Source organism: Pseudooceanicola nanhaiensis (assembly GCF_020171315.1).
In the GTDB taxonomy this organism is placed as follows: Bacteria; Pseudomonadota; Alphaproteobacteria; order Rhodobacterales; family Rhodobacteraceae; genus Pseudooceanicola; species Pseudooceanicola nanhaiensis_A.
Window position 1 is genome coordinate 1 of record NZ_JAIUZP010000003.1, and the last position, 11,005, is coordinate 11,005.

8 protein-coding genes and 1 pseudogene are annotated in these 11,005 nt (G+C 62.4%); 8 read left to right on the forward strand and 1 reads right to left on the reverse strand.

What is annotated here, in order from left to right; translation table 11 throughout:
* Both LCM32_RS04950 and LCM32_RS04955 read left to right on the forward strand, forming a co-directional pair.
* The coding region (locus tag LCM32_RS04950; protein WP_318246177.1) for a calcium-binding protein at window positions 1-1,185 on the forward strand (1,185 nt) is incomplete at its 5' end.
* Between the two features lie 751 nt (window positions 1,186-1,936).
* Entirely contained in the window at window positions 1,937-3,148 is a 1,212-nt protein-coding gene (locus tag LCM32_RS04955) for a hypothetical protein (protein ID WP_224819963.1), read from the forward strand.
* A 54-nt stretch (window positions 3,149-3,202) separates the two neighbouring features.
* On the opposite strand, the pseudogene LCM32_RS04960 reads toward LCM32_RS04955, so the two are convergent.
* A pseudogene (locus LCM32_RS04960) lies at window positions 3,203-3,956 on the reverse strand (IS5 family transposase); the annotation flags it as partial.
* Between the two features lie 695 nt (window positions 3,957-4,651).
* On the opposite strand from LCM32_RS04960, the gene LCM32_RS04965 reads away from it, so the two are divergent.
* The 6 genes from LCM32_RS04965 to LCM32_RS04990 all read left to right on the forward strand — a co-directional run bounded on the left by LCM32_RS04965 (window position 4,652) and on the right by LCM32_RS04990 (window position 10,955).
* Entirely contained in the window at window positions 4,652-4,948 is a 297-nt protein-coding gene (locus LCM32_RS04965; protein ID WP_224819964.1) for a low temperature requirement protein A, read from the forward strand.
* Window positions 4,949-6,767: 1,819 nt separating this feature from the next.
* The gene (locus LCM32_RS04970) at window positions 6,768-6,938 is read left to right on the forward strand and encodes a hypothetical protein (protein WP_224819965.1); all 171 of its coding nucleotides are present in this window, start codon (window positions 6,768-6,770) and stop codon (window positions 6,936-6,938) included.
* Between the two features lie 148 nt (window positions 6,939-7,086).
* Window positions 7,087-7,467 (forward strand): HNH endonuclease, encoded by a 381-nt coding sequence (locus LCM32_RS04975; protein WP_224819966.1) that lies wholly within the window; start codon window positions 7,087-7,089, stop codon window positions 7,465-7,467.
* Between the two features lie 85 nt (window positions 7,468-7,552).
* Window positions 7,553-8,035 carry a hypothetical protein gene (locus LCM32_RS04980; RefSeq protein WP_224819967.1) on the forward strand — a complete coding sequence of 161 codons (483 nt, stop codon included), beginning with the start codon at window positions 7,553-7,555 and terminating at the stop codon, window positions 8,033-8,035.
* A gap of 2 nt (window positions 8,036-8,037) precedes the next feature.
* Entirely contained in the window at window positions 8,038-9,732 is a 1,695-nt protein-coding gene (locus tag LCM32_RS04985) for a terminase large subunit (RefSeq protein ID WP_224819968.1), read from the forward strand.
* Complete coding sequence (locus tag LCM32_RS04990; RefSeq protein ID WP_224819969.1) at window positions 9,729-10,955, forward strand: phage portal protein; 1,227 nt, start codon at window positions 9,729-9,731, stop codon at window positions 10,953-10,955. Before LCM32_RS04985 ends, LCM32_RS04990 begins: the two co-directional genes overlap by 4 nt.
* Window positions 10,956-11,005 lie beyond the last annotated feature (50 nt).

Genomic DNA, 11,005 nt, shown 5'->3' on the forward strand with positions numbered 1-11,005 from the left:
GGAGCCGACAGCCTCTACGGCTATGGTGGTGACGATACCATGTTCGGATACGACGGAAATGACTACCTGGACGGCGGGAACGGCAACGACAGCCTTTCTGGCGGCGATGGCGATGACCTGTTGATTGGTCAGGCGGGTAATGACCAGATATTGGGAGGCGATGGGGACGACTTTATTGCCGGTAATGCGGGCATGGATACTCTGGATGGCGGCACTGGCATTGATACAGTCGATTACTCCGACGAGACCGGCGGCGGGTTCTTCAATCTCGTCAGCGGCGTGGTGGAGCTTTCCTCCGGCGGTGGCACAGTCATCGAAAGCGCCACGAACTTCGAGAACCTCCTGGCCACCTCGGGCGACGACACAATCTTCGGCACCACCGGCAACAACGTGATTGCCGGCGGCGCCGGGGATGACGAGATCGCCGGGCGCGCGGGCAATGACTCGCTGGACGGCGCCCTCGGCGATGACAGCCTTGCGGGCGGGGCCGGGAACGACACGCTGATCGGCGGCTCGGGCGACGATACCCTTGAGGGGGGCGACGACCGCGACCTGCTCATCGGGGGCAACGACACCGATCGTCTCTTTGGCGGGGCCGGGGCCGATACGCTGCTTGGCGAAGCCGGGAAGGACTGGATCTACGGCGGCGCGGGCGACGACAGCGCCGAGGGCGGCTATGCCAACGACAAGCTCTTCGGCGAGGACGGCGACGACGTGCTCTCCGGCGACGGCAACGACGACACGGTCGATGGCGGCCTCGGGGCGGACACGGTTCTTGGCGGTGACGGCAACGACCTCGTGCGCGGCGGCGCGGGCTTCGGCTGGGACCTCGTGGAGGGCGGCGCGGGCGATGATCGTCTGATCGGCGGCGCGGGCAAGGACACGATGATCGGCGGCGCGGGCAATGACAAGATCAACGGCGGCGGCGCGGCGGACCTCTTCATCTTCGCGGATGGGTTCGGCAATGACACCCTGGTGAACTTCGACAGCCTCGATGCGGAGCAGATCGACCTCTCCGCCGTGACGGAGATCGCGAGCTTCGCAGACCTGCTGGCCAACCACCTGAGCGATGTGGGCGGCAACGCCCTGATCTCGGCCGGGGCCGACAGCATCCTGCTGGCCGGGATCGCCGTCTCCGACATCGGCGTCGGACTGGCCTATTCGGCGGATGATTTTCTCTTCTGAGTGTCTGACGCCACCTAACAAGAAAGGCCCGCCTCGGTTTCAGGGGCGGGCTTATGCATCACGAGGCAGCGATGTCTGCGCTGCTGTGGGCGACTTTAGCGATCCGCGCCGTGCTACGATGCATTTTGAGGATCTCGCGCCCGACAGCCCAAGGCTGAACCCTGTCTTGCTCAGCCCCAATGGTAAACAGCCGTTCCACGCAACTGAATCGCGGTGTCATAGGCACCCCTCGACGGCAGCGATGCGCCGCCTCAGGGGCTTAGCAGTCCTTGAGGCAACGGTCGGCCAAACGAAGGAAGCGATTTCGGCTAAAGGAGCCGATACCGGCATCTCGCCCGACGTAAGCGGCCCACAGCGGTCATCCATGGCGACCGTCAGGGCCGAATCGCAGCGTCTTCGAACCGGTCATTCGTGCAGGCCGCAGCATTTTGAACGATCCAGGGTCGGCAGTGCGGAAAAATCTGCCGCCCGCAGTTGCCGACCCCGGCGCAGGATAAGTATGTCCGGAGAAAGGGTTATGGCGCTCGCCAGCTGATCTATCCAACAGGGCCGCGCAAAAAAGCAAAAAAACTTGATCGGTGCACAAGGCTCCGTCATCCTGAGCAGAAGGGCATTCAACCTGGGGTTGATGGGCGCACAAGGCACCGTCATCCTGAGCAGAAGGGTATTCTACTTGGGGAATGTCAGCTGAACCTAAAAGGGCGGGGTGTCCCCAAGCATTAAAGCTGGAGCCATCAAGGGAGACCTGACTATGCCAACGATGAAAGCTGTTGCCGAGAACGATCCCATTAGTGAACCCGTTGGGTCAATTATCGGAAGGCCGGCCATTTTGTTAGCGGGATTCGCCCGGGGGCAAGATAAAAGCAACGATCTTGTTGCGTTGATCGTCCATGGCGAAGGCAGTGACGAACTGCGTGTTCAGACCTACAGGGTCAGGCAGAACCTCGGCACCATTTCAAGACTGCACGGAGGCACGCCATCTGGAGACATCGAGGGATCCCCCGGCGCAGCGCTCACAAAAGACTGGTTGGTGACCGCTGCGCATGGCGAAAATTCCGGACGCTTGTTTCTTATCACTTGGGACATGACTTCAATGGGAGCGGAACGGAAAGGAGACAGCGGTACCCAATTCGGACCACCAGGAGGAACCGCAGACATTGCCTATCTCGGGGGAACAAAGGCGGTTGTCGCTTTGAAGGATGCGGACGAAAACCTGAGGGTGATCGTCTTTGATGCAAAAAGCGGCGGTGGCGGCATTGTACGTCACGATGGGGACGCCGCAGGGAAAATTCTGGACAACCCGTCAATTGCAGCTGCGGGTCCGGTCATGACCGGTAACGGTCTGCAAACGCCCGCATTGAATTTCGGTCCGTCCTTTGTTGTCACGGCGATCAAGGCCAACGACGGGCGGCTCAAGCTCATCTGTTGGGAGGTTGGAGGCAACAATATCTCCCGCCGCGGCGACAGCGGCAACGCCGGTCCGGAGATCACCGGCCGACCGGCCATTGCAGGTTGGCTCAAGCAAAGCTTGGTCGTCACGGCCTATATCGACGCCGACGGTGACGCCCTCCGGGTGCAGGCCCATCAAGTCAAGAGCGACGGCAGCCTAGTGCGGACCGGGAGCGGTATGGCAACCAAGACGCCCGAGCACGGTCGGTATAGCAATACGCCGTCAATTGCCTTTGTCCGCGGCGATGCTGGCGGCGGTCAGATAGCCACGGCCGTGCGAACCACTTCGGGAAGGTTGCGTGTCGACACTTGGAGCGTCTCGGACAGCGGAACTCTGACCTCAATTGCGCACGGTGTCTATGACAGGACGGATCGAAAGATCGAAGGATCACCGTCGATATGTTCGGCGGTGATCGGCGATAGTTCGCCATTTGCCATCGGTTACTATGCAGCGGCGCGTTTGGCAGGGTCGAATCGCCCGACGCTCACCAAGTGGATAATCGATCCGAACTGATGCCAAGGGCCGACTTAGATTCTGTCCCGGAGCTTTCTCTAGGCTCAGGACACATAACCAGAGCAGCACAGTAGCGGCGAGAGCGACGGCTGAGAGGAAGACCTTCGGGCATCTGTCGTAGCGGGTCGCTACGCGTCGCCAGTCCTTGAGCCTACCGAACATGATCTCGATGCGGTTGCGCCGCTTGTATCTCCGCTTGTCGTATTTGACTGGGATCTTGCGCGCCTTGCGGCCTGGAATACAGGCCCTGATCCCCTTGTCCTGCAAGGCTTCGCGGAGCCAATCGGCATCATAGCCTCGGTCAGCAAGTAGCCACTGCGCAGCTGGCAGACCGCCCAGAAGGGCTGCCGCGCCAGTGTAGTCACTCACCTGACCGGCAGACATGAAAAACCTGATCGGGCGTCCCTTCGTGTCGGTCACCGCGTGGAGCTTGGTGTTCATCCCCCCTTGGTGCGACAGATCAGGCGCCCGCACCCCCCTTTTTACTCCGCAGGCTTGAGGCCGTGCGGTGCGCTTTCAGGTAGGTCGCATCAATCATGATCGTCGTCGGCTCCACCGCTTCGGCCGCCAGCCCCTCGAATATTCAGGCGAATACCCCCATGTCGCTCCACCGCTTCCAGCGGTTGTAGAGCGTCTTGGGTGGACCGCATTCCTTCGGTGCATCCCGCCAGCGCAACCCATTACGGTTGATGAAGATTATCCCTTTCAAAACACGACGATCATCGACCCGTGGGCGGCCATGGTTCTTCGGAAAGAACGGCTCGAGACGTGCCATCTGCTCGTCGCTCAGCCAGAAAAGATTACTCACCACACCCTCCTACAGTTGGAGAGCGTGAATCACGCCGCCAGTGGCGCCGCAAGCCGACTAATGGGTCCTGAGCCTAACACTCCTTTGAGTAATTGCGCCGATCCCATCTAAAGCTCGCCTCAACCCACAAACTCTGCTGCGACTGCAAGACGTGGGCTCACGGATGAGCGCTTAAGGCTCGGTGCGCGTTGCGGCGATGCAAATCAAACATCGACCGTGGTCTGCTCTGAATGTCGCCTTCATCTTGATTGGACGATCGGATTGTCGCCTCGGCGAAGGTCCGCAATCCGCCCCTACCGACGGTGGTCGCTTCCGGCCCTTACCGGACCTTCGTGCGAAACGCGGTGGATGACCGGTTCCTGCGCTTCGCTGCCGTTCGTCCAGGACGCAGCTAACGACCGCTCTCCGCCCCTTTCCGACCAGGACTGCTCGCGGCCCCTACCGGTCTTTCAAAATGGCAAACAACGCTGCAACGCAGCTCCACGGAACCTGCCATTCGTGCTTGCCGCAGCAGTTTGGGCGACCAGAGGTCGATTGCGCGGCCAAAGCCCTCGTTGCCGATGTGCGGTTGAGCAGATGCCGATCGGGTCAGTCTGTTGGCCCAGACCTGGCACCTTCCGTGATCCAAAAAGAGTTTTGTGGCCCGCAGATCATTCTCTACCACTATAGGAGAGTCGTCTCTCGAGGGAGAAGACATGCCGTTTAAGGACTTTCCGATCTGGACCCGCCCACGGCACCATCTGGACATCGAGGGCGGCGCAGGCAACCACGCGCCTTGGGTCGAGCTATTCTACGACCTCGTTCACGTTGTGACGATCTTCCTGCTCGGCAACTACCTGTCGCATCACCTCGACTGGGCCGGGTTCTGGACATACACTTTCATCTTCATCGCGATCTTCTTCGCAAGGACCGACACCCGACGGGAAGGACAGTGGCATGTCTCCAACGTCAGGAACCTGCTGAAGCGGGTAAACGAGGGATTGCGGACGTGACCCACTCAGCACAGGAAGTGATTGAGCACTAGCAGCGGGGGCACACGTCCTCCCAGACCTGTCAGCCTTCCTTGGGGGCTGGCCTGAACAGAGATCTCCAGTCGGTCGCACTTGGCTTAGAGCTCTCCCACTGCTTTTCTATATTGTTCTCGTCGGCGATCGCACGATCAAGTGCGTCGATATGAGCCTGCACCCTTGCAAACTCATCCATCATGCCGTCGATATCTTCGGCCTCAGAGAGCCCTTCGACCAAAGCCCGGCGCGCCAAGACCCGAGCCCAACGGACTTTGTGAAGCTCAAGGACCGGCGCGGGATTGCGACTGACCACAACTATACACCTCAAAACAAGGTCCAAACATATTCAGCGCCCCGAAAATATTCAATATGCGCGCATATAACTTCATAGCTTTTGATGGCGCATCGCGGCCCCCCCCGTCAGATCGGAGACCGCTTCAGGGGAGCGGGTCACAGGATCGCATTCGGAGTTTGCTACCACCCGCGCCGGAATTCTTACAATTCTGGCCTGCGGCTGCGATGAAACGCCACGCTTTGCCATTTAACTTTTCATCCCCTCACTCCACCCCTGCGCGAGGGTCTCTCAACCTATCAGGGAATAAGGTATTTTCGTGACCCTGATAATTTTGCAGAGAATCGTGTTAGCCAGTACATGGGTGTTCAACCTGAACCTTTAGCGCCCGCGTGCCAGATGGAATTTCGTAGCGGGCCCCCACGTCCGATCTATCCGGTACGGTACTGGCCCGCCCGGCTAACCGAGGCGGGCCCTTTTCGCTTGAACTCACCATTTTCTCGGGCTCCGTATCGGGCGGCCTGACATTACCTGCGTTTTCGGACCCATTTTCGGGCACTCCCGTCGCGTTCAAGCGGAACCACAAGGCCCTCACGCTGCAGACGCCTCAGCATGCTCCTCGCCAAACTGCCATCGACCTGCAGAAGTTCGCTTACGTCTTCCTGGGTTTGCGGCTCAGAGAGTGCTGTAAGAAGTGTGTTTTGGCGGCTCGAAGATGATCTCTGCCTAACGCCTGGATCTCGTTTGGGTTGCATTGGTCTCGCCCTCGTTTTTCGCCATCTATGGTCGTCCTGAAAAGTGTGAACCCTAGCTCGCCTAGAAGTTGCAATAATTTATCAGTATGATAAAGTTACAAGTCGTAGCATCTTGTACTTTGCATGTGTTTCCCGCACGGCGTCGATCGACGCAAGGCAATCATCCTCGGCATTAGCTGAAGCGGCAGCTAATCGCTCATAGATTGTACCGGGCGTGCTTGAGAGGTTCATGAGCCACTGCTGATCTGTGGTCTGAAGCGGCAGGTGTCGGTGGCAGTCAAGCTCGAGTGTCGACGTAGTAATCCGACGAATGCTTCGCGCTCGGCATGCTCATGCTGCTTAAAAAGCTGGTTTGCGGTTGGGGCGGTTACAGCATCAGAGCCCCTCGAGCGCCTTCAGCCGACGCATCTCGTCCGGCAGCAAACCGTCGTATCGCGTCTTCCAATTGAAGTAGGTCGCCTGACTGATGCCTGGCTTGCGGCGGCGCAGAAAAAACCTCGACCTTGTTCCGCTCCGAATGTCGGCTTCCACCTTTGCTGGGCGATCGCATCGTTGCCACAGCGAAGGTCCGGAATCCGCCCTTCGTGCCGGTGCTTGGCTTCATGCTGAGACTTACACGACCTTCCGCAAAGAGCTGCTTGCGAGTCCCTGGCGCGATGCCCTTGAGGTCCTCCCCGCCCACTGAACATGCGTTTACCCCCTGCTTATGGTATGGTCGGGCCGTCGCTCAGAGGAGAGGGTGGCGGAAGGAGGACCCATGCAACAGATGAACATCGCCCAACAGGCGTCCGCGCTGCTGCGCGCCCATGGCCCCGCGGCCGAAGCGGAGGCTGCTGCGCGCATCCGGGCCTGCGAGGCCGAGAGCCGGGAAGACGAGGCGGAGGACTGGCGTAAAATCCAGCGCGTTATCAGGGAGCTGCGGCAGTGATCGCTGCCGGGCGTAAATTAGCCCCTTGACGGTTAGCCTAACCAGATCTTACCCATAGGGCATCATCACGAACTGCGCCCGGAGCTGAGCACCAGCTGCCGGGCGTTTTCATGTCCGGCCGCTGGCTGGCGCTTTTTCAGGACATCTCATGGGACGACTTTCCGGTCGTGGCGTCGGCGGGCGCCTCGGGCGTCAACCTGCGCGCCTGATCGTGCCATCCACCGAAGCGGAGCGGTCGAAGCAACGCGCGGCGATCATGCCGGGCCGCGCCTTCTACAACACCAAACGCTGGAAGCAGCTGCGCCTCGAGGTGCTCCGGCGCGACGGCTTCACCTGCCAGCAGACCGGCGTTCGGCTGACAGGGAAAGCGCCTGCGCCCAACAGCCCGGTCGTGGATCACATCCGCCCGCACCGCGGAGACGCGGCTCTCTTCTTCGATCCGGCGAACCTGCAGTCGGTCAGCAAGGCCTGGCACGACAGCGAGAAGCAGCGGCAGGAGAAGGCCGGCTGGCTCTCGGACGGGCTCTGACCCCGCGACGGCGGGGGGCGGGTCCAAACTTCACAGCCTTTGGCGCGGAAGCCCCGTGCCCCCCTCACTTGGAGATTTTTTTCCCATGGCTCTGGAATTTGACCTGCTGGGCGATCCGATCAATCCCAAGCGGGGCGAGAAGGGCCGCAACGAACATCTGCCGACGGCGGAGAATGCCAGCAAAGTCAGGACGTTGCTCCTGACTGGCTTGACGCTTTCGCGCATCGCGGAGGAGATGGGCATCTCGGCGCCCACGCTTCGGAAGCATTATTTTCAAAACGGCAAGATCAACCGGACGCATGCCCGGGAGATGGCGCTGGCCGAGGCCCGGGCGAAGAACATGCTCCAGCTCCAGAAGGCGGCCGACGCGGGCAACGTCTCGGCCATGAAGGAGCTGCGCCAGATCCTCGATAGGGAACAGCAGGCAGCCCTCGATGCGCAATACCGCCGCGAGGCGGAGGCCGGCGGTAAAGCGGTGCCGAAGGGCAAGAAGGAGGCCATCCAGGCCGCGGCCATGCAGGCCGAGGAAGAGCTGGACGACTTCTTTGATACCGAGACCAGGCACTGACCATGGCCTTCGATTTCTCGTGCCCGGACTGGGAAGAGAAGCTGAAGAGAGGGGAGACGCCGATCCCGGAGCTTCCGCTCAACGCGGCGCGCGCCAAGCGAGCGGTGAACTTCTTCAACGGGCTCCAGCTGCCGGATGTGCCCGGCCAGCCCAAGCTGGCGGAGGCGGCGGGGGAGTGGTTCCGCGACATCGTGCGCACCGCCTTTGCCTCGGAGGACCCGGAGACGGGCCTGCCGCTGGTCAACGAGGTCTTCGCGCTGGTGCCGAAGAAGAACTCCAAGACCACCTATTCGGCGGCGCTGGGGCTGACGGCGCTGCTGCTCTGGGACCGGCCCAACGCGCAGATGCTGATCCTCGGCCCGACGAAGAACATCGCGCAGCGGTGCTTTGACCAGGCGCACGGGATGATCAAGGCGAACCCGAAGCTGAAGGCGATCTTCCATGTGCAGGATCACCTGAAGACGATCACCCGGATCAAGACCGGCGCCACGCTGGCGGTGAAGACCTTCGAGATGGGCGTTGTCACGGGCGAGATCCCGGCGCTGACGATCGTCGACGAGCTGCACGTCATCGCGGCCCGGTCCTTCGCGGAGCGGGTGATCGCGCAGATCACCGGCGGCATGGTGACCAACCCGCATGCGCTGCTGGTCTACATCACGACGCAGTCGGACGTGCCCCCGATGGGGGTCTTCAAGACCAAGCTCGACTTCGCGCGGGGCGTGCGGGACGGCAAGATCACCGAGGGCGTGCGCATGCTGCCGGTGCTCTACGAGTTCCCGGAACGTGTCCAGCTCGCGAAGGACAAGCCGTGGCGCGACCCGGCCCTCTGGCCGATGGTCACGCCGAACATCGGGCTCTCGGTCAACCTGGCGATCCTGAAGGACCAGTACGCGGCCCGGCGGCAGGAAGGGATCGAGGCCGAGATCATCTGGGCCTCGCAGCACCTCAATATCCAGATCGGGATGGGGCTGCACAATGACCGCTGGATCGGCGCCGACTACTGGGCCGAGGCCACGGTGAAGGGGCTGACGCTCGAGGAGATGATCGCGCGCTGCGAGGTCTGCGTGGCGGGCATCGACGGCGGCGGCATGGATGACCTGCTGGGCCTGACCGTGGTGGGGCGCGAGCGGAAGACCCGGGGTTGGCTGTCCTGGTCGCGGGCTTGGGTGCACAGGATCGCGCTGGAGCGCCGCAAGAGCATCGCGCCGATCCTCGAGGATCTCGAGAAGGCGGGCGAGCTGGTGATCTGCAAACACCCCACGCAGGACGTGGATGACCTCGTCTCGCTGGTGGGCAGCCTCCACCGCGCCGGTGTCCTGCCGAAGAAGGCAGGCGTGGGGCTCGACCCGGAAGGCGTGGCGGCGATCGTCGATGCGCTGGAGCTCGACGGGATCCCGACCGAGATGCTGGTGCCGGTGAGCCAGGGGTACCGGTTGAATGGCGCGATCAAGGGGGCCGAGCGCAAGCTCTTCGACGGCTCTCTGCGTCACGCCGACCAGGCGCTCATGACCTGGTGCGTCGGCAACGCCAAGACCGAGACCCGCGGCAACGCGGTGATCGTGACCAAGGCGGTCAGCGGCTCGGGTAAGATCGACCCGCTGATGGCGCTCTTCAATGCCGTCTGGCTGATGAGCCTGAACCCGGCCGCGACGGCGCGGATGGATGACTACTTTGCGGCACTGGAGGCCTCGACTTGAAGCTGAAGCACTGGATCAAGTCGGCCTTCACGCGTCCCGTGACGCTGACCGACGCAGAGAGCTGGCGCCCCTCGGGGCAGGTGGCCGACAGCGGCGAGATCGTCAGCGACAGCACGGTGCTGGGCCTCTCGGCGGTCTGGGCCTGCACCAACCTGCTGGCGGGCTCGATCGGCTCACTGCCGGTGATGACCTACCGGACGACGGAGGAGGGCCGGGAGCCCGCGCGCGACCACGCGCTCTTCCGGCTGCTCCATGACAGTCCCAACTATGATCAGACCGCACTCGACTTCTGGGAGTTCGTGGCGGCCTCGCTGGAGCTCTGGGGCAATGCCTATGCGGCCGTCGAGCGCGAGAGCTCGGGCCGGTTGATTGCCTTGGTCCCGATCCGCCCGGACCTGGTCAGCGTGCGGCGGCGGGAGAGCGGCACGCTGGAGTACCGCTGGACGGAAGACGGGCAGAGCCATGTGCGCCCCGACAGCGGCGTGCTGCACATCCGGGGCTTCGGGGGCAACCCGCTGGGCGGCATGTCGACGCTGCACTTCGGACGGCAGGCCTTCGGGCTGGCGCGCGCCATCGACCGCTCGGCCGGGACCACCTTCAAGAACGGCATGCGGCCCTCGGGGGCGCTGACCTTCAAGGACTGGCTGAGCGCCGAGCAGCGCGAGATCACCAAGACGGTGCTGGTCGAGACCTTCGTCGGCGCGCAGAACACGGGCCGACCACTAGTGCTCGAGGGCGACACGACCTGGACGCCGCTGACGATCAACCCGGAAGACGCGCAGATGCTGGAGAGCCGGCGCTTCTCGGTCGAGGAGATTTGCCGCTTCTTCGGGGTGCCGCCGCACATGATCGGCCACACGGAGAAGAGCACGAGCTGGGGCACCGGGCTGGAGCAGCAGACGCTGGCCTTCCAGAAGTTCACCCTGCGCCGGCGGCTGAAGCGGATCGAGCAAGCGGTGAACAAGCAGCTTCTCAGCGCGGCCGACCGCGCGCGCGGCCTCTATGTCGAGTTCAACCTCGAGGGGCTGCTGCGCGGGGACAGTGCGAGCCGCTCGGCCTTCTACCAGTCCGGCCTCAGCAACGGCTGGCTCACCATCAACGAGGTGCGGGCGCGCGAGAACCTCGGCCCGGTCGAGGGCGGGGACGTGCCACGGCTGCAGATGCAGAACGTGCCGATCACCGAGGCGGGACAGAACATGGAGACAGGCGATGGACGCGATTAACAAGGTTGCCAACCCGGTCCTCGAGATCAAGGCGCTGAAGGAGACGGGCG

What these genes read in the sequence shown, in the direction of transcription:
- LCM32_RS04970 (WP_224819965.1), top strand. Translation starts at nt 6,768, where the DNA reads ATGCAACAGATGAACATCGCCCAACAGGCGTCCGCGCTGCTGCGCGCC.
- LCM32_RS04980 (WP_224819967.1), top strand. Translation starts at nt 7,553, where the DNA reads ATGGCTCTGGAATTTGACCTGCTGGGCGATCCGATCAATCCCAAGCGG.
- LCM32_RS04975 (WP_224819966.1), top strand. Translation starts at nt 7,087, where the DNA reads ATGGGACGACTTTCCGGTCGTGGCGTCGGCGGGCGCCTCGGGCGTCAA.
- LCM32_RS04965 (WP_224819964.1), top strand. Translation starts at nt 4,652, where the DNA reads ATGCCGTTTAAGGACTTTCCGATCTGGACCCGCCCACGGCACCATCTG.
- LCM32_RS04985 (WP_224819968.1), top strand. Translation starts at nt 8,038, where the DNA reads ATGGCCTTCGATTTCTCGTGCCCGGACTGGGAAGAGAAGCTGAAGAGA.
- LCM32_RS04955 (WP_224819963.1), top strand. Translation starts at nt 1,937, where the DNA reads ATGCCAACGATGAAAGCTGTTGCCGAGAACGATCCCATTAGTGAACCC.